This window comes from Pseudoalteromonas sp. L1 (genome assembly GCF_021728095.1).
GTDB lineage: Bacteria > Pseudomonadota > Gammaproteobacteria > Enterobacterales > Alteromonadaceae > Pseudoalteromonas.
On the sequence record NZ_JAKKCT010000002.1, the window covers coordinates 655,069 to 674,942 of the forward strand.

General features: G+C 41.2%; 18 protein-coding genes. 12 read left to right on the forward strand and 6 right to left on the reverse strand.

Annotated features, from left to right (window positions below):
* Positions 1-242 precede the first annotated feature (242 nt).
* Both L3V38_RS09060 and L3V38_RS09065 read left to right on the forward strand, forming a co-directional pair.
* Positions 243-2,204, forward strand: a complete 1,962-nt coding sequence (locus L3V38_RS09060; protein ID WP_237119172.1) for a serine/threonine-protein kinase — start codon at positions 243-245, stop codon at positions 2,202-2,204.
* 129 nt (positions 2,205-2,333) lie between these two features.
* Positions 2,334-2,684, forward strand: coding sequence for a PEGA domain-containing protein (locus L3V38_RS09065; RefSeq protein WP_130151815.1), 351 nt, complete (start codon positions 2,334-2,336; stop codon positions 2,682-2,684).
* Between the two features lie 59 nt (positions 2,685-2,743).
* On the opposite strand, the gene L3V38_RS09070 is transcribed toward L3V38_RS09065, so the two are convergent.
* Positions 2,744-3,103, reverse strand: coding sequence for a DUF1294 domain-containing protein (locus tag L3V38_RS09070; RefSeq protein ID WP_237119173.1), 360 nt, complete (start codon positions 3,101-3,103; stop codon positions 2,744-2,746).
* 49 nt (positions 3,104-3,152) lie between these two features.
* On the opposite strand from L3V38_RS09070, the gene L3V38_RS09075 reads away from it, so the two are divergent.
* Positions 3,153-3,677 carry a hypothetical protein gene (locus L3V38_RS09075; protein WP_130151817.1) on the forward strand — a complete coding sequence of 175 codons (525 nt, stop codon included), beginning with the start codon at positions 3,153-3,155 and terminating at the stop codon, positions 3,675-3,677.
* Positions 3,678-3,732: 55 nt separating this feature from the next.
* On the opposite strand, the gene L3V38_RS09080 is transcribed toward L3V38_RS09075, so the two are convergent.
* On the reverse strand, positions 3,733-4,275 hold the full coding sequence (locus L3V38_RS09080) for a carboxymuconolactone decarboxylase family protein (protein ID WP_237119174.1): 543 nt from the start codon (positions 4,273-4,275) through the stop codon (positions 3,733-3,735).
* Between the two features lie 101 nt (positions 4,276-4,376).
* Between L3V38_RS09080 and L3V38_RS09085 the strand changes: the two genes are divergently transcribed.
* Positions 4,377-4,958 carry a TetR/AcrR family transcriptional regulator gene (locus tag L3V38_RS09085; protein WP_130151819.1) on the forward strand — a complete coding sequence of 194 codons (582 nt, stop codon included), beginning with the start codon at positions 4,377-4,379 and terminating at the stop codon, positions 4,956-4,958.
* A gap of 41 nt (positions 4,959-4,999) precedes the next feature.
* On the opposite strand, the gene L3V38_RS09090 is transcribed toward L3V38_RS09085, so the two are convergent.
* Positions 5,000-6,499, reverse strand: a complete 1,500-nt coding sequence (locus L3V38_RS09090) for a DUF3360 family protein (RefSeq protein WP_130151820.1) — start codon at positions 6,497-6,499, stop codon at positions 5,000-5,002.
* A 715-nt stretch (positions 6,500-7,214) separates the two neighbouring features.
* Complete coding sequence (locus L3V38_RS09095) at positions 7,215-9,338, reverse strand: methyl-accepting chemotaxis protein (RefSeq protein WP_237119175.1); 2,124 nt, start codon at positions 9,336-9,338, stop codon at positions 7,215-7,217.
* Between the two features lie 262 nt (positions 9,339-9,600).
* Between L3V38_RS09095 and L3V38_RS09100 the strand changes: the two genes are divergently transcribed.
* The gene (locus L3V38_RS09100; protein ID WP_237119176.1) at positions 9,601-11,334 is read left to right on the forward strand and encodes a GMC family oxidoreductase; all 1,734 of its coding nucleotides are present in this window, start codon (positions 9,601-9,603) and stop codon (positions 11,332-11,334) included.
* 27 nt (positions 11,335-11,361) lie between these two features.
* Here L3V38_RS09100 and L3V38_RS09105 read toward each other — a convergent pair whose 3' ends face one another.
* Positions 11,362-11,790, reverse strand: coding sequence for an organic hydroperoxide resistance protein (locus tag L3V38_RS09105; RefSeq protein WP_054553604.1), 429 nt, complete (start codon positions 11,788-11,790; stop codon positions 11,362-11,364).
* Positions 11,791-11,913: 123 nt separating this feature from the next.
* Here L3V38_RS09105 and L3V38_RS09110 point away from each other — a divergent pair, with 123 nt between their 5' ends.
* From L3V38_RS09110 to L3V38_RS09140, 7 genes are all read left to right on the forward strand, one after another.
* Positions 11,914-12,345, forward strand: a complete 432-nt coding sequence (locus L3V38_RS09110; protein ID WP_237119177.1) for a MarR family transcriptional regulator — start codon at positions 11,914-11,916, stop codon at positions 12,343-12,345.
* Positions 12,346-12,438: 93 nt separating this feature from the next.
* Positions 12,439-13,452: a zinc-binding alcohol dehydrogenase family protein gene (locus L3V38_RS09115; RefSeq protein ID WP_237119178.1), complete on the forward strand. Its 1,014-nt coding sequence runs from the start codon at positions 12,439-12,441 to the stop codon at positions 13,450-13,452.
* A gap of 750 nt (positions 13,453-14,202) precedes the next feature.
* Positions 14,203-14,433 (forward strand): helix-turn-helix domain-containing protein, encoded by a 231-nt coding sequence (locus L3V38_RS09120; RefSeq protein ID WP_165381505.1) that lies wholly within the window; start codon positions 14,203-14,205, stop codon positions 14,431-14,433.
* Positions 14,434-14,481: 48 nt separating this feature from the next.
* Complete coding sequence (gene astB, locus L3V38_RS09125; RefSeq protein ID WP_237119179.1) at positions 14,482-15,825, forward strand: N-succinylarginine dihydrolase; 1,344 nt, start codon at positions 14,482-14,484, stop codon at positions 15,823-15,825.
* A gap of 3 nt (positions 15,826-15,828) precedes the next feature.
* Positions 15,829-16,338, forward strand: coding sequence for a GNAT family N-acetyltransferase (locus L3V38_RS09130; RefSeq protein WP_237119180.1), 510 nt, complete (start codon positions 15,829-15,831; stop codon positions 16,336-16,338).
* 94 nt (positions 16,339-16,432) lie between these two features.
* A complete protein-coding gene (locus L3V38_RS09135; RefSeq protein WP_237119181.1) occupies positions 16,433-18,121 on the forward strand; it encodes a methyl-accepting chemotaxis protein in 1,689 nt (562 codons plus the stop codon).
* A 107-nt stretch (positions 18,122-18,228) separates the two neighbouring features.
* Positions 18,229-19,227 (forward strand): DUF4382 domain-containing protein, encoded by a 999-nt coding sequence (locus L3V38_RS09140; protein ID WP_237119182.1) that lies wholly within the window; start codon positions 18,229-18,231, stop codon positions 19,225-19,227.
* Positions 19,228-19,262: 35 nt separating this feature from the next.
* Here the strand turns inward: L3V38_RS09140 and L3V38_RS09145 are convergent, their stop codons facing one another.
* Entirely contained in the window at positions 19,263-19,874 is a 612-nt protein-coding gene (locus tag L3V38_RS09145; RefSeq protein WP_237119183.1) for a MarC family protein, read from the reverse strand.

A 19,874-nucleotide genomic window follows, 5' to 3' on the forward strand; every position in this document is an offset into this window, starting at 1 on the left:
ACATTCTAATAGAATAAAATACTTCGTTAACCAAAGTCAACGCTGTCTAATATACAAAAAACCAATTTAATTATTTCATAAAACTAAACAATAGGCGTTCTATCTAATAAAAATAACTCAAAAATAGTTAAACAACATAGTTCCTTGTTTATTTATACTAGCTGAATGATTGCTTATTATTTTGTTTTTTGTAAAATACACACCAATCAAACAGGAATGTTGATTTCAAAAAAGGAATTTAAATGACGACCGATAACGATAAAACACGCATTGCTTCAATTGAAACTAAAGGCAAAAGCCAAAATTCAAATAAACTTCATCTTATTGGTAAGAAGTTAGCCCAACGATATCTAATTGAAGAGTTAATAGGCGAAGGTGGTATGGGCCACATATACCGTGCCCGCGACATTCACTTAGAAACAAGCACCCATCAAGATAACTTTGTAGCAATAAAAGTTTTGCATGAGGAGCTTTGTGACTCAGAGGAAGCCATTTCGCTTCTAAAAGACGAAACAGTCAAAACTCGTTCTTTATCTCATCCAAATATTGTAAAAGTATTCTCTGCGTCTTCAGATGAATCACACCACTTTGTTGTTATGGAGTGGGTTGAAGGTGAAACATTAGAACAGCTAATAAAAAGAAATAAACCTAATGGACTCACTCAAAAGCGTGCTAAGCCTATTTTAAAACAGCTTATTGATGCATTGTCATACGCGCATGCAAAAGGGATCATTCACAATGATCTTAAACCATCTAATGTTATGTTTGACTCTCAGGGCAATTTAAAGATTTTAGATTTTGGGATTGCAAAAACCCATAGCCATGAAGATCTATATGCAGCACCTAGCCTAAATGATGACAAACCAACCAGTACTGGTTACACCCCGACCTATGCAAGTCCTGCACAGCTAAATGGTAAAGAAGCCACTAAGAAAGACGATATTTTCTCTTTAGGCTGTATCGCGTACGAGCTTTTAACAAGCAAACATCCTTATAACAGAAAAGCCTCTAACACAGTTAGCAAAGACACTACAGTTAAAAAACCAAGCAATTGTTCAGCCTTTCTCTGGGCAAAATTAAAAAGATGCTTACAACTTGATGAAGCCAAAAGAGCTGATTCTTTAGCCGAACTAAATAATGAACTAACTAAAAGCAGAGTTCCTTTACTGGCGCATGTTGCATGTTATTTCATTATTATTGCTGGTAGCTTTTTCTACATCAACTCGGTTAAAGAGCAGCAAACAACATTGGATGCTAACTTCAAGAACTCAGTTGCTAAAGTTGAACAGCTAGAGGCATGGATGACTTGGGGCGGCGATGAGTTACCTCAACGATTAGATGAAATACCTCCACAATATAATGTTTTAAAAGAAGGTCTTTTAAAAGTTCATCAAAACAAAATTGTTGCTAGGTTTGAACAACGAGTCGACAACTTAGCTCGCACGTCACTTAATACAAAAGACTATGATAAAGCGATAGACATTTATAATGAGGCACGGGTGTATTACCCAGATTCACAATTATTAGCTAGCAAGCTTGATAGTCTACTAACAGAAAGACAATCTATTATCTCAGATTTAAGCTACCGCTTAGATGTGCTGCTTGCACAAGGTAGATATGATGAAGGTGGCGAAAATAGTATTGAAAACTTAATTAAGCAGCTTTCAATTATTGACCTAAATTACCAATATAAGCCAAGTGAAGAGTACGAAAATGTTTATAAATTAGCTGTAATGGATGCGATTGAAAACGACGACTTCGCGATGCAAAAAACACTGTTAAATGTTGGTGAGCTCGCATTTAAAAATGCTGATAACCTTCAACCTCTGCTTATTGCACTTAGGAAGAAAGAGTCAGCAATGACTGCGCTTATTAACTACAACGATAAAGTAAGTAACGGCCAATCAGCAAGCTACCCTTCTGAAGATGCGCTTATTTTTTATCATGAAAAACTAGAAGGCTTTAAAACTCGTTTAGCTGAAATAGAAGACTATAAAGAGCTAATGGAGTTCGATGAAGCATTTTCTAAACAAGCTGAGATTTTCCCAGAGACCTTTGAGCCAATCTTATTAATTAAAGATGAAATTGCGAGCAAATATATTTCTATGGCAAGTCAACTAATGAAACGCAAAATGTATAGAACCGCGGAAAAATTAGTCGAACGAAGTGAAGTAATAAGAAAAAGTTTAGAGAATACAATTTAGCGCTATTTATAAATTAGCCAAACGTCAAGGAAGACTCAATTTGCACATCTCACGTGCTGGTTTTCCTTGTTGTTACATTTAATTTTAGTCTATGCAGTCAACGTCAATACAACAGAATATGGAGTAGTTATGAAAAAGTTAAGTACGTTATGTGTCATGTTATTTTTAACAGGTTGTTCGACAACCTCTACCGAAGTTGCTCCTGAACCCGAGCCTGTAGTAGAGCCAGTGGCGACAGCCGTTGTAGCAGAAGAGACAGCAACCTCTTTAACTGTTATCACAACACCTGACGATGCGCGTGTGCGTATTATGAATATTAAGCCTGTTTACCAAGACGGTATTGAGCTTGATGAAGGTAAATACGATATTGAGGTAAGCAAACCTGGCTACTTAACTTATCGTAAATGGGTCGAAGTAAATAAAAAGACTGTATTAACTGTTGAGCTTGATAGCGTCCCAGCAACTGAATCAGCACAATAACGTATAGTTACTTTTTAACAACCATAAAGGAAAGCTCAGCTTTCCTTTTTTATGCCCTACTACATATATTGCAAATAATACAACAATGATAAAGCACATCCATTTGCAATAATTGTGAGCCAAAGCACAAAGATAAAACGGCACTTTTTAGATTTATGCCTTAACCATTGCTGAGCAAGTAATGAGCCTGGCCAACCACCGAAAACACCTAAAATATGCAAGGTACGCTCAGGGACTCTAATCACATTCTCACCGTGTTCAACTGCTAAACGTTTATCCCAGCCATACACCAAAAAGGTTATCAGACTTACTCCCGAGTAAATACCAGCAATCAAGTAAGATAGATTTAGCTGCCAAGATACAACCCATAAAAATAGTAAAAAACAAACGGCAAAAAACGTTAGTGCTTTCTTAATCAAAGAATTATCACCTATACTAGACAAAATTATAACTAAACGAGGCATTATTATGGCACATCTAAAATCGCTTTTACTATCAATGTGCTTGTGTACTTTTTCGGTATTTTCGGCAGAGCCGCAGCTATCAGAACATTTGCAAGTTTTTAAACCTTATTTAGGCACATGGCAAGCTGACTTTGATGTTGCACAAGGTAAGCCAGCTGTACAGGATGTAAGTACATGGCAACGCGCACTCAACGGTATGGCAATAAAAACCATTCATTCAATAAATGAAGGTGAATATGGCGGCGAGTCGATGATTTTCTGGGATAATAACAAGCAGTCTCTGGTATTTTATTATTTCACGACCGCAGGGTTTTACACAAAAGGAACGATGAACGTCCTCAGCCCTACTCAATTTGTTGCTTACGAAAATGTGACTGGCAGTCAAGAAGGTATCACGAAAGTAAAATCGACGAGTGAGTATAAAGATAACAGCTTTATTGTTTCAACGTCATACTTAAAGAAAGGTCAATGGACAAAACCTGAAAAGCGCATCTATACCCGAAGTAATAAAGAGGTAAAGTTTAAATAATCACTCAGTTTGAGCACGGTCTAAGCGAGCAAACCTAAGCCGTGCTCAGTAAACACTATTTTGCAAACTTTTTAAAAGGCTCATCAATCTCAGTGTTAGCAAGATGGTTGGTATAGTTACTCATCACTTTTTGCGATAAGCCTAATACAATTTCTAATAACTGCTGATTCGAATAACCCGCATCAAAAAAAGCGTCTAGTTGCTCTTTATCAATAACTCCTCGATTTCGCGTCATCGCTAATGTAGTACCACGAAGGATCTCGAGCTTAGCACTCGCCAAAGGGGTTTTATTAACAAGCGCATCCACAATTGCTTGATCAACTTTCATACTTGCCGCTATTGCACTATGTGCTGGCACACAATAATGACAATCATGTTCTACATTAATCGTCTGCCATACAACCGTTAGTTCTTCAGCCGTGAATGATGTTTTTTGGAATAGCTCATGCAACACTTGATATCCCTCAAGTAATGTTGGTGCTTCAGCCATTACAGCATGCAAGTTAGGGATCATCCCAAACGCAGAAACTGAATTATCTAGAAGTGACTTAGCCTCTTCTGGAGCGGTGTCTTTAGTATGTAACGTAAAGTTTGACATGTGTTCTCCTTAGTCTTTTTTAAATTATGAGTGCATAGCCTAGTTGTTTTTGAGCACTCGCTCAAGTTAAAATTGAACAAGTGCTCAAATTGGTGTAAAAGATGGTAAATAAAGTTAAGTTCGACCGAGAAAAGGTAATAAATAAGGCGGGGATTCTATTTTGGCAAAAAGGCTTTTCGGCCACCTCAACGCGGGATTTACAAACCACTGTTGATATGCGCCCAGGGAGTATTTATGCTGCCTTTGGCTCAAAAGAAGGCTTATATAGTGAAGCACTTAAGGACTACGCTGAACAACTTAAAACATTACTTGCCAAGCACTTATCAAGTAGTGATAGCATACTTGAAGGGTTGCACTCTTTTGTTCAGGCTGTATTGAATGATTCAGAACCCGGTTGTGAAATATGTATGTTAATTAAAGCAAATGCTGAATTTGACCACTCACAACCACTACTTAAAAACTTAACGAATGATCTACTGCAACAGTTTGAATGTTACTTAACACATATTTTTGACACTGCGCAAAAACAAAACGAACTAGCAACAAACCATGCACCGCTAGAATATGCGCGCTTGTTCCAAATCCAATTTACAGGCCTTAGAAGCTACATGCACAGGCCTCACTCACACACAATAAGCAATGAATTAGTGAACATGATGTTTAAATTAATTAAAGATTTTTAACTAAGCAAGTTAGGGCAAGACACTCGCCTTGCCCTTAAAAATTAATGTCTAAAATCAGCCATTAACGCTGGAATACCTGGCAGCATACCCACAATAGCCATCACTCCAGTTAAAATGACGAACATTACCAGTGGAATAATCCAACGACTCATTGGAGTCAACTCAGAGCTACGTTCTTTACAGCCAATCAAACCCAAGTTATCCAATAACATAGTCAGTGACCAACCAAACGCAGGGTTCACTAAAGCAGAAGAAAACACCACAATTGCTGCTGACTGGGTAGTTTTGCCTTCTCGCGTCATTTCCATACCAGCTTCAAGTAATGGAATAAATACTCCGACAATAAGTGCAACACATAATACCGGTTGCCAAATAGCTAAATCCATTGGGTATCCCCAAATACCTGCGATGATGCAAAATAAAGCCGTCAACACCGCACCGGCTGGTATCGGTCGCTTCGCGATGGCTGCTGGCACAATGTAAGTTCCCCATGACGAGGTAAAGTTTGAACCACCTAACAACGAACCAAAGGTTTGACGAATTGAGGCGCTAAACATTGTATCGTCTATATTCATTTGTACCTTTTCGGTGCGCTCAGGGTAACTGATTTTTTGAAACACCTGATGCCCCAAAAAGTCAGGTGACCACATCGCAACCGCCAGCACCGCGAATGGCAATACCACTACAAAGCTCTCAAGTGTTGGTAAACCTAGCATCCAACCGGTATTTTCACCCCACCAATACATCGGGTTCATATTAGGCAACCCTGGGGCTGTTTTAAACTCAAACGGAGCACCCAGTAAAAAGGCGATTAAACCACCCAGCAAACAACTTAACGGTACGGCTAACCAGCGCTTTTTGTAATGCTCAAGCAGTGCATACAAAACAATAGTCGATAAGATCACAATAAAGGCTATGTGAGTCATATCGATGCCCTCAGCCCATGCAAACAGCTTTTTAACCTGTGAAATTGTACCGATAAAGCCTAGGTAAAGCAGTAATCCCCCACACACACCACGGCTTGTTAAGCCCGCCAGTAAACTGCCTCCTTTACTGAGTGCGAGCAATAAACCAAATGCCCCGATCAGTAATCCAAACGCCATAGGATGCCCTCCCGCAGCAACCACGATAGGTATTAAAGGGATCAGCGGCCCATGCGTACCAGCCAAGTTTGCTGTAGGTAAAAAGAATCCTGAAAACAATAAGATAAATATAGAAACAATTAATAGCTCGTAGCGAACGTTTTCTAAAATAAATGCTTCGCCAAGGCCAAGCGGAGCTGCAAATGTGGCAGCAATTGCCCCCACCATCACCACTTTACCAATAGTACCTGCCATCGCAGGGATTGAATCTTCTAACTCAAAACGATAATCCCGAAAGGGTAAGTTTGGTCGCCAACGCTTAGGTTGCATGATTTGCAGTTCATTCTCGAGGTATTCATCGCGGCTTGAAAATTCGCTGCTAGGTTTGTGGAGTGCTTTGTAGCTTTGCTGGTCGAGCTCAGCAGGCGCAGTTGATGCTTGATGCTGCGTCTTATTCATGACTTCTCCTACTACTTAATCTTGAAAATTGTGTGAGTCTTTATTCTGCATTTAGGGTAAAGCAGCGAGATATAAAACACGATTAGGCAAAAGGTAGGGTATGAATTTATAAAAAAGGCTGTTTTAAAATGTAGAACATTAAGAAAGAAAAGTTAAACCAATGAAATAAAAGAGCTTTTTAATGTATAATTTATAAAAAGGCAGACAAAAAATAAGTTACAGTTTACTTTTAAAGCACATTAACTATTAGTCTAATAAATTGTATGAATAGCAAACAGTGACGTTATTAGGTCGGAGAAAACAAGCGTCACGCTTGCTTGGCGCGCGAAACAAGTTTCACGCCTACGTCCAAGGTTTTACCTTTGCGTTGTGATTAATCATTCATGACTAAAGTCATTCCTACGAGAAATAGGAACGAGGTGCGAGCCTGTAGCAACGATTTTACATCGCGTGTTTATCGCGTATCTCCCTTCCCCCACCAATGACGCGGCATAAAGCCGCTGCTACATGTAGGCGTCACGCTTGCCTGTCGCGCGAAACAAGTTTCACGCCTACGTCCAAGGTTTTACCTTTGCGTTGTGATTAATCATTCATGACTAAAGTCATTCCTACGAGGTGCTATAAACGGGTTACGAGAAATGAGGTACGAGTTCGTAACAGCGATTTTACATCGCGCTTTATCTCGAACTCGTATCTCGCAACTGGCTCCTTAGAGCTATTTCGTCTTCAACTTATTCAATTCATCATCTTGCTGTGCAACGAGTGCATTAAGCGTTTGACTACCATCTCCAGCTTGTGTTGATAGCTCAGCTAATTGCGATGCAGCATCCGAAATTAACGTAAGGTTACGGTTAATTTCTTCTGTGACTGAGCTTTGCTCTTCTGCTGCCGTTGCTATATGGGTAATTTGTTGTGTAATTTCATCAACTTTTACCACAACTTCGTGCAACGCATCAAAAGCGACCGAGGTTTCATCCACCGCAGTTTGAGCTCTCACAACCCCTTGCTCAATAACTTTAGAGGCATTGCCCACTTCAAGCTGCAAGCTGTCGATTAGACCACTGATATCATCCGTTGAAGCTCGTGTTTTAGATGCAAGCGCCCTCACTTCATCGGCAACCACAGCAAAACCACGGCCTTGCTCCCCTGCCCTTGCCGCTTCAATAGCTGCATTAAGCGCAAGCAAGTTAGTTTGCTCTGCAATTGTTCTGATCACGTCTAGAATTTGTGTAATGTCGTTACTTCGCGCCGCTACTTTTTCAACGGCTTGATTAGCTTCTTTTATCTCGCTCGACATTGTTTTAACTTGTGTCACCGCAGACGATAAGCTTGACTCACTGCTGACCACTAACCCGTTAATTTCATCAGCTTGTTGAGCTGACTGCTCCGAAGCTCTCGCTACTTCCAGTGCAGTCGCGCTCATCTCATTCATTGCAGTTACGACGCTCTCAATTTCTTGGAACTGAGCTTGAACATTATGTTTGGTATCAACGGCCACACTGGTTGCAAGCTCTGCCTGTTGCTTTGTTTGAGTTGATACGTTTTTTAGCTCGCTAATCAGTGTTCGTAGTTTGGTAAGAAACGCATTAAAACCTGTAGCCAATGCAATAAGCTCTTCGTGGGTCTCAACATGCAAAGTTTGTGTTAAGTCACCTTCAGCACTGGCAAGGTTATCGACCCGTTGCTGAATTTGTTGCAGTGGCGCAACAATCGTTCTTATCACTAACAGCATAATCAAAAATGCGGCACCAGCAATGATTAGTCCTGTAACCAGGATTAAACCGCCTAACGTATTTGCATTTTCACTCATCGTATTAGCAAGTGCTTGCGGGCCTTCAAGAGCAAGCTCTGCTGGCACTTCTATTAATAAATTCCACTGTGTGTTTGCAAGCTTAATGGTGATTGGATAATTAACCAAATACTCTGCGCCCACCTTAAAAATACCACTTTGCTTTTTTAACTTATTGTAGTTTTCAAGCATATTTTTTGGCACAGCTTCTTTTAAAGGTCTGCCAAGCTTGTCTTTGTAATGACTACTGCCAACGACTAAATCAAGCGAGCTTAATAAAGTAACCCGGGCTTTACCGTTATACAGTTCTTTTGACAACTTTTCGGTCATTTTTTGGAAAACAGGAAGGGTTAAATCAACACCTGCAACGCCTATAAACTTTTCACCTCTAAGAATTGGAACAGTTAGAGAAGTCATCATTTCTGAGTACCCAGGCGAAATTTCGTAAAGGTACGGCTCCATAATGCAAGGGACTTTCGTATCTTTCACACACAGGTACCATTCAGCCTCCCGTTGACCAAATTCATTGAGTGTGTCTACGTATTTTTCTTCTACCTCTTCAACAACTTGCTGCTCAATAGCACCATCACGATTACGGGTAAAATAAATTTCAAGCGTCCCCGCCCCTGCAACTGAGTGATCATAACCGCTGACAAAGTTTGCATCGCGGTTGTCAAACCCATTGCGCTCAAATTGAGTATAAATAGACGACAGTAAGGTGTTTTTTTCAAGCAATGAGCGGTTTAACTCCACAACAGCTTCACGCGTTAGAGTACTTGCAGCTTTTTCATCACCCAACATCGCAGCATAAGAGTATGGCACACGATACGCTTCGTTAATAAACCCAGCAACTTGCTCACCATAGGCTGCTGCATTAGAGGCGAGTTTGTCTTCAACTTCAGCAACAATCAGCTTTTCTGATTGTGCTGATAACTGTTGGTTACTGCTTGATAACTGCCACCATAAAATACTCGATAGAACAAACACAGTAATGAAAATACTGCCTACGGTAAGCCATAATAATTTCTTTGCTAATGCTAACTGCCGCATCGATTTTTCCCATTTTTATTGTTGATTTGCTAATAGTTTAGACCATTTGCATGACAACAGAGGGACGAATAGAAAAAAAGTATGAATTTAAGGGCCATCAGTCCATGTAAATTGCTTTACTCTGTTTCTGCCGAAACGTCTTAGCGCAATTAATTAACTATATTTAGATGGTTATTTAATTTTTTCAAATTACGTTCTATCTTTTACCCAGAAACGTTCTAAGTTATAAGCACATAATAATAAACGCCACTAGGTGATAATAATGCAGCAACACACATTTGATTTTGACCAAATTATTATAGGCTCTGGATTTGGCGGCTCTGTGAGTGCGCTTCGCCTTAGCGAAAAAGGCAACCGAGTTTTAGTACTCGAAAAAGGCCTACGCCGCGACGATAAAGCGTTTCCAAAAACCAACCTAGATATCAAAAACTATATGTGGCAGCCAGAAATTGGCCTAAAAGGTTGCATTCAATTTTCGTTTACCAGCAAAGTCACTGTGCTGCATGGTGTGGGTGTGGGTGGTGGCTCACAAATTTATGCCAATGTGCATCTTATTCCCGATGATGAAGTCTTTCAATCTCCAGCATGGACACGAATAAAATCAGACTGGAAAGAAAGCCTAATGCCCTACTATGGGCTTGCACAGCGGATGTTAGGCAGTGCCAAAAATACCTATATCAATGTTGCCGATCACACACTAAAAGAGATTGCTGAGCAGATGGGCCAAGGTGACTCGTTCAAAACCGTGAATACCGGGGTGCTTTTTGCAAAACCTGGCGAAGCCTATAACAAAGAGCTACCCGACCCATACTTTAATGGCGATGGTCCAAGGCGGAATACCTGCCATTATTGTGGTAGCTGCATGATTGGTTGTCGCCATAATGCCAAAAACACCTTAATGAAAAACTATCTGTACTTTGCCGAGCGCAATGGCGTAGAGATAAGACCCAGCTCTGAAGTAATCAAAATCACCCCGCTCAATGCAGATGGCAGCGCCGGATACAAAATTAAGATTAAAGATACCAGTCATCGCAATAGCCATGTTTATACGCTAACAACACGTGGCGTTGTGCTAAGCGCAGGGGTCATGGGCACCGTGCCTTTGCTTTTAAAAATGCGCGATAAAGACAAAACACTGCCCAATATTTCAGCTTGGCTGGGTCAGCAAATTCGCACTAATTCAGAAACTCTCACCACCGCAAACAACACTACTAAAAAAGTTGATGATGGCGTTGCGATCAGTTCATTTATTTCGGTCGACAAAGACACCAATATTGAAATTTGCCGCTTTAGAGAAGGCGCCGATGGCACATGGCTATATTTACCTTACGTTCCTATGGTGACTGGAAAAGGCCTCAAGCGTATTGCTAAGTTTTTAGTGAATACACTGCGTCATCCAATAAAAACAGCCAAAGTATTGCGGCCAAAAGGCAAAGCCCGCAGCTCAATTCTCTTTTTGGTGATGCAAAAATCCGAGGCGTTTATTCACCTAGAATGGCGACGTAAATGGTATCGATTATTTAAAAACGGCATTACTGCGGTGCAAAAAGACAATGACACGCCGCTTAGTGTTAGTTTTCCAAAAGCAGAAGAAGCAACCAAACTCTACGCCGAGAAACTCGGTGGCGTGCCAGGCTCAGCCTTATCTGAAGTGCTCTTTGGTGCCCCGATGACAGCGCATATAATGAGTGGAGTCGCCATGGGCACTGATGCTTCTAACGGCGTTGTTGATAGCTCAGGCGAAGTGTTCGGCTATCAAAACCTACGTGTTATTGACGGCTCAATCATACCGGGTAATTTAGGGGTAAACCCATCATTAACCATTACCGCCTTGTCGGAATACGCGATGAGCCAAATACCGGTATTCGATGCAGCCAGAGCAAGCATGATTAAGCCAATACAATTTAGTGAACCACGCGAAGGCCTAGTATCAGCGCTTACTGGTTCAGGTGATTTAGCAAAATCGATTGCTGAAAAGCAAAAAAGCCGCGCATAAAGCACGGCCTATTTTGGTATAGAGCAATTAGATCACTGATAATTCTACAGCAATGTTACCGCGCGTTGCATTTGAGTATGGGCATACTTCGTGCGCTTTATTAACCAGTGCAAGAGCGGTGTCTTTATCAAGATCACCTACCGATACCGCAAGCTTAACAGCGATACCAAAACCACCTTCGATAGGACCAATTGATACTTCAGAGTTAATGTGAGTATCTGCAGGTAATTTAATTTTTGCTTGGCCAGCCACTAACTTTAATGCACCGATAAAACAAGCCGCGTAACCTGCTGCAAATAATTGCTCAGGGTTTGTACCTTGACCATCATCACCACCTAACCCTTTAGGTGTTGATAGTGCCACATCTAAACGACCATCATCTGATTTTGCTGTGCCTTCACGGCCACCTGTTGCTGTTGCTTTTGCTGTGTATGCGACGCTTTGTAGTTCTTTCATGATTACTCTCCTAATTGAGTGAAAATATATTTTGCATGCAAAATATATTAGATCAGCTTTTTCGGGATTGCAAATACTTTGTATGCAAATTAAAATACACGTATTGAATTTTGAGGATCGAGTATGAAGTACCCACAACTAAAATTAGATAACCAGCTATGCCACCGCTTATATATGGCATCGAATGGGATTGCCCGTGCGTATAGAGATTCTCTCAACCTATTAGATTTAACCTACCCGCAATACGTCGTAATGATGGCGCTGTGGGAAAAAGATCAGATCAGCATTGCTGAATTACTTGAAAAAACCGCCATTGATGGTGGTGCGATGACGCAAATTTTGAAAAAAATGAGCGATAAAGCATTGTTGTCGATCACTAAAGATAGCCAAGATAAACGCAAACGACTGGTGCAGCTCGAAGCCAAAGGCAAGGCGATGCAAGATCAAGCCGCTGAGATACCGTCGCAAATTCGTTGTCGCTTCCCAAGCATTAACGAGCAACAAGCCTTACAACTGATTGAGTTACTCGATTTAGTAAATAGTGACCTTAATTAACAAAAATTATTTGAAAGTGAATTTGGATTACACCGCTTTTTAATAAAACTAGATGCGCTATAGTGTTTAAAACTCATCAATACGGACACCATCATGAAAGCATTTGGATACACTACAGCAACCCCAACGTTGTCGGACTCATCACTACAAGCGATTGAATTACCAGATCCCGTTGCGACAGGTCACGACATTCTTGTCGCCGTAGAAGCAATTTCAGTTAACCCCGTTGATACTAAAATTCGCGCGAATGTGTCACCAGACACTGGTTACAAAGTTATTGGCTGGGACGCTGTGGGAACAGTTAAAGCTGTTGGCGACAACGTATCGTTATTTAATGTCGGTGATCGTGTGTTTTATGCTGGCGACTTAACGCGCCAAGGCAGTAACGCTGAGCTGCAACTTGTTGATGAACGCATTGTCGGTCTTGCACCAACAAGCCTGAGTAATAGTGAAGCAGCCGCCCTGCCATTAACCAGTATTACGGCATGGGAGTTATTGTTCGACCGCTTACAGATTGAAAAATCAAAAGATAATAAACCAGCCTCTGTATTAGTGATAGGTGCCGCAGGCGGTGTAGGCTCAATTTTAGTGCAACTTGCCAAACAGCTTACCAATTTAACCGTTGTTGGTACCGCCGCACGAGAAGAAAGCGCCAACTGGCTTAAAGATTTAGGTGTTGATCATGTGCTTGATCATAGCAAAAACCTTAACGAGCAACGTCTTGCATCTGACTTAAATGAGTTTGATTACGTAGTGAGTTTAACCCACACCGACCAACACCTTGATAGCATTATGGAAGTGATCAAGCCACAAGGTAAATTGGCTCTGATCGACGACCCTGCAAGCTTTGATATTTTAAAGTTAAAGCGTAAAAGTATTTCGCTGCATTGGGAGTTTATGTATACCCGCTCAATGTTCCAAACCGATGATATGATTGCCCAGCATCAGCTTCTTTCTGAGCTTGCTAGCTTAGTTGATAACGGCACAATCAAAACAACACTGGGTGAGCATTTAGGTAAGATAAACGTAGCAAACCTTGTTAAAGCCCATGGAATTTTAGAATCTCATAAAGCTCGCGGAAAGCTTGTTTTGGAAGGATTTGAGTAACGAGCATGTAGGCGTCACGCTTGCTTGGCGCGCGAAACAAGTTTCACGCCTACGTCCAAGGGTTTTACCTTTGTGTGGTGGTTAATAATGCATGACTAAAGTCATTCCTACGAGTTGCCAGCATGTAGCAGCGATTTCACATCGCGTTTTATTCTCGTATCTCTCCGACCTCATCTATGTCGTGGCATAAAGCCGCTGCTACGAAAAACGAGATACGAGTAAGTAGCAGCGATTTCACATCGCGTTTTATTCTCGTATCTCTCCGACCTCACCTATGTCGCGGCATAAAGCCGCTGCTACCTGTAGGCGTCACGCTTGCTTGGCGCGCGAAACAAGTTTCACGCCTACGTCCAAGAGTTTTACCTTTGTGTGGTGGTTAATAGTTCATGACTAAAGATATTCCTACAAGGCGCAAGCATGTAGCAGCGATTTCACATCGCATATTTGCTCAAACAATAATACAAGCACGCATCATTAAAGTGCATTACTGCGCTTGCCTTTCACTATTTTAGTGCCTGTTTGTAGGGACGCTCTAGCCGTCAAAAATTAACCGATTGATTTTTAGTACATTTAAATTTAATAAAGGTTTGGCACAGATCTTCCTATATTGAGTATGAACTGGCACTAACAAGGAGACTAACGTGACTAACTTTTTTCACACTCTTTATCTACTTTGGCGATTAGATATCAGCACATGGCATATTCATGAAGCACACGATCCGCATAATGTTGCTGATTTGGAGCGTCGCTATGTTAAATAATGACCCCGCATTTATCGAAGCATTAAAAAAGGTTTCTGTACATCAACTTACAATCACCGAAGCAGCAGAACAATACGACATCCCTAAAAGAGCTATTTACAAAGCATTAAGGCAGCAACAGACAAAACTAAACAAGCAAAAGGCATATTTAATTGCTACTCAAAAACGTCTTAAGCAAAACCTACGTAATGTAGAAATGGAGTTAGCTAGCTTCAGCTAAATAACTTCTGTATGGTTAAAATACACGCACAACAATGATGGATTAAGTATGCACGCAGTAGAAGTAAACTTTGATGGCTTAGTGGGGCCTACCCATAATTACGCGGGATTATCGTATGGCAATGTTGCTTCGCTAAGTCACGCCTCTTCGCATTCAAACCCAAAAGAGGCGGTGCTACAAGGCCTTGAAAAAATGAAGGCGATGCACGAATTAGGACTTGAGCAAGGTATTTTTGCACCTCATGCTCGCCCCGACATTAACGTGCTAAAACGCTTAGGTTTTACAGGCACTGATAGCCAAATTATTGAAAAAGCATTTAAAGCCGACCCAGTTTTGCTACGAGCTTGTTACAGTGCATCGGCAATGTGGACAGCCAATGCTGGCACTATCTCACCTTCAGTTGATACCCTTGATGGCAAAGTGCACTTTACGGCTGCAAACTTAAATAATAAGTTTCATCGTTCGTTAGAGCCAGTAACAACATCCGCGTTGTTAAAAGCCATGTTTACCGACGAGCGTTACTTTAGCCACCACACACACTTACCTGAGCAAGGCTTTTTTGGTGATGAAGGCGCTGCAAACCATAATCGATTATGCGACAGCCATGCAGATGCAGGGCTTGAGATCTTTGTTTATGGGGCAAGTAGTTTTAATAGCGCCCTTCCAAAGCCTGTAAAATTTCCTGCAAGACAATCTCTTGAAGCATCGCAAGCCATTGCCCGCTTACATCAACTAAAGCCTGAAAATCAGTTATTTATTCAACAAAATCCTGATGTCATAGACCAAGGCGTGTTTCATAACGACGTGATTGCGGTAGCCAATGGCAATGTACTTTTATGCCATGAACAAGCGTTTTTGCATCAAGCTGATACGCTAAAACAGATTAAACAAGCCTACCTTGGCAATAAGCCGCTACATATTATTGAAGTGCCGACCAATAAAGTGAGCATTACAGATGCTGTTAGCAGCTATTTATTTAATAGCCAATTAATTACCTTAAGTGATAACAGCATGATGCTGGTTGCACCTAAAGAGTGTGAGCGCAATCAAGCCGTTCACGATTACATTCAAGAAATGATTGTGGCAGATAACCCAGTTCAACAAGTACGCTTTTTTGACTTACGCCAAAGTATGCAAAATGGCGGCGGCCCTGCTTGTTTACGCTTACGTGTTGCACTCAATTCGGATGAACTGGCAGCGGTCAATCCGGCTGTACGATTTAGCGAAGAAAAATATAACCAATTAGTGAGTTGGGCGAATAAGCATTACCGTGACTCTTTAAGTAGTGACGACTTTGCCGATCCAATGCTTTTAACCGAAAGCTATCAGGCACTTGATGAGCTAACCAGCGTGCTTAACTTAGGCTCTGTGTATCAATTTCAACAAGAATAAATAATGAAAATTAAAGCAGTACATTCTATTAAAGGTGTGTCTAAATCACTTAATGCATTGCTGATTGATAGCGTCGCCAATGGCGCATCAGTCGGCTTTATAGCCCCGTTATCATTACAGTCGGCACATGACTACTGGCAAGCAGTCGATGCCGATTTAGCCACTCCCTATCGTCGTTTATACCTTGCTTTCGATGGTGAAGATGTAATCGGCTCTGTGCAGCTTTCTTTATGTGCAAAGACGAATGGTAGCCATCGAGGTGAAGTTGAAAAGCTGATGGTACATAGTGATTATCAGGGCAAAGGAATTGCAAAACAACTTATGAATAGCCTTGAAACAGATGCACAGGTGTTAGGTCTAGCTTTGCTTGTCCTAGACACACGACTTGGCGATACCGCATCACATCTTTATCGAAAGCTAAGCTACATAGAAGCAGGCACAATCCCTAGGTTTGCTAAAAGTTCAACAGGTGAATTTGATGCGACTGTGTATTTTTACAAACAAGTCGCTTAATTTAGTCAATTCAGGCGAATATAGCCATAAAGTCGACTTATAAAATTCTATAAACCCACTACACTAGTAGTAAGAATTCTATAAGGAGAAATTAATGGCGCTATCAATTCAGCAAAGGGTACTGCTTCTTGCCCTTCTTCCACCTTTACTCATTGCTATTATGCTCACTATTTATAACTATGTGCAGTCAAAGAATAGTGGTGCTCAAACAGTGGAAAGCTTTGCTTCACAGATGAAAAGTGATCGCAAAGCAGAAGTGAGTAATTACCAAAAAATTGCCATGAGCTCTATCTCTCACTTAGTAGCACAGGATAACGGTACAAATACTCAACAATTACAAGCTCAGGCTAAAGATATTCTTAGAAACTTACGCTTCGATGATGCCGGCGATACCGGCTATGTGTTTGTTTATGACCTACAAGGTGTCAGTGTTGCCCATGGTGTAAATGCATCATTAGAAGGTAAAAACCTCTACGATTTTAAAGATCCCAATGGGGTTTATTTAATTCGAGAGCTCATTTCATCAGCGAAAGACGGGGGTGGCTTCGTCGAGTATGCATGGAAAAATACCCAAGGTGTTATTAGCCCTAAACTTGGCTACGCCGCACTCATCCCAAAATGGAATTGGGTGTTAGGTACCGGATTTTGGATAAGCGGCCTTGAACAACAAGTTGCCAGCACAGAAACAAGAGTTAACGACGCGATTGATAATGCATTTGTAAACACCATTATTGCCTCGGTGCTTGCTGTTGCTGTAACAGCCGCGATTGCCGTTGTGGTATCTCGCAGTATCACAAGTCCGCTACATACAACTGTGCTTGCCATGAATGACATTTCTCAGGGGGATGGTGACCTCACTCGACGACTCATGGAAAAAAGAACTGATGAGCTTGGCCAGCTTGGTAGTTCATTCAATCGCTTTGCTGATGATGTCGGCAAAATGGTCATCGATATTCGCCAATCATCACAATCGATGAATCACGCCTCACTCAAGCTCAATGAGCTACTTGCTAATATGCATACAGGTATTAATCGTCAACATGAAGAAAGTGAGCAAGTTGCAACCGCTATTAACGAAATGTCGGCAGCGTCAATGGAAGTTGCACGTAGCGCCCAAGAAGCATCAACCGCGGCTGAACATGCTGATCACTTGGTAAAACAAGCTAATAATCAACTTCTTATTGCTATAAAAGTGATCAACGGACTTGCTAAACAAGTCGACGAAGGGGCGAATGCGGTTGACCAGCTCAATCAACAATCAAGTCAAATAGGCAGTGTGCTTGATGTGATCAGAAATATTGCTGAGCAAACAAATCTATTAGCACTCAATGCAGCAATTGAATCAGCACGCGCAGGCGAAGCTGGTCGTGGTTTTGCGGTGGTAGCTGATGAAGTTCGCACGCTTGCAAAACGCACCCAAGACAGTACCCATGAAATTGAAAGCATGATTGAACAAGTTCAGCAAGGTACAACAACGGTTACAAGTATAATGCAGGCAATAAAGAGTGGTAGCGCAACCAGTGTTTCTGAAGCAAGTGAAGTAGAAAAAGCTTTAAATGAAGTGTTGCACTCGGTTAACACGATTACATCACAAAATGCACAGATAGCCACCGCAGCTGAAGAGCAAACATCGGTCTCTGAAGCGATAAACCAAAACATGACAACTATTGTTGAAATTGCAAATAAGACGGCCAGTGATACCGATGTAGCAACCTCTTATATGCACGAGCTTACTGATACAGCCACTCAATTGGAGCAGAACGTTAGCCGTTATAAGGCTTAGGTTAGGTCACACTTTTCAGCTGAAAAGTTATTTTTCTTAAGTTCAAGTTGCATTAAGTTTAATTCATTACACTTAATGCAACATTTAGAACACAAAAGGGATCAATCATGAACTTCAAAACAACTTTATTAAGCAGCGCCATTTTATTTGCACTTGTAGGTTGTGGCTCAGATAACGACGATAACGACACGCCAGATCCAACACCTCAAACAGCTCAGTTCACACTAGGTGTATCGGATGCGCCTGTAACAGGTTTAAAAGCGGTTAACGTTGTCTTTGATTCAATCACACTGAGAAGCCAAGGCGGTGAAGATTTTACATTTGAGACTCGTGAAGAGAGTGATGACACACTACCAGAGATGGTTAACTTACTCGATTACACTGGCGATGATGTTTTCTCACTACTTGATGATGAAGAAGTCCCTGCTGGCGACTATCAATGGATCCGTGCTGATGTAATCAATGGTGACAGCAACAACCTAACGATGACTTCACATGTTGTATATGAGGATGACAGCATTGCCCCACTGGTTGTAAAACGCAAAGGCAACGATGGTGTAGGCGAAATCCAGCTAGATGGTTTTACACTTAACCAAGCTGGTAACGATTTTGTAATGGAATTTGATCTTAAAAAGTCATTGGTTGATCCACAAAATAGTGACGAGATTTTCTTAAAACCTCGTGGTGTACGTCTAGAAAACCTTGCTGAATCTGAAGATATTGAAGGTACAGTAAGCGACGTATTAATCGCTAACTGCGAAACAGATAACATCGATATCGCTCTTGAAGATGGCTCGTTTGGTCATGCTGTTTACCTATACAGCAGCTACGTAGAAGTACCAATGGATAACTACGAAGAAAATGAAGATGAGACCCCTGCTGATGCCCCGCTTGCAACAGCTGATGTCGTATTCGATAGTGATGACAATCAATTTGAGTTTGAGCTTGCATTCGTACAACCTGGTGATTATCAATTAGCATACACATGTGCAGCACATATTGATGATGCAGAAGCGCAAGACGAGGCTTTCACTCTTTATCAGGTTAAACCTGTAACAGTCACTTCTGGCGACGATTTAGAAGTTTCATTCACTGTATCTCAATAATATTACAGCTTGCAAATTAAGCCCGCTATGCGGGCTTAATTACTTGCAATCCACTTCGCTACTCCCAATGCTTCCATAACAAATTCAACAGACAAAGCGGCCAAAATCAACCCCATAATACGTGTTAAAATTGACGCACCGCCAGTGCCTATTAATTTTAAAATGCGACCACTGAGTAATAACAATACAAGCGTTATTAACAACACCCCTAACATATTTAGAGCCGTTATAACTTGCTCTTTTATGGTGTATATATGGTTATCCGTTATTAAGATAACTGCCAATATTGCTCCTGGTGAAGCCGTTGCAGGAATAGCTAAAGGAAAAACGGAAATATCATGTTGCGGTTCAATATCGTCCTGTGAAGAATCATCAGCAAATATCATTTGCAGGCCAAATAAAAATAAAATGATGCCACCAGCAACCTGAAATGATAACAAGCTAATGCCCATTGCACTCAATAGTAATTGGCCAATAACAATGGCTCCTATAAGCACAATGGCAGCATACCCCACCGTTTTAAAGGCTGTTTTACGCCGCTTTTTAGCAGGTAATTTAGCCGTTAGAGCAGCAAACAGTGCCATCGTGCCTATTGGGTCAATTGTGGCCCAAATAACTAAAAAATCATGCAATACTTTATCTAACAT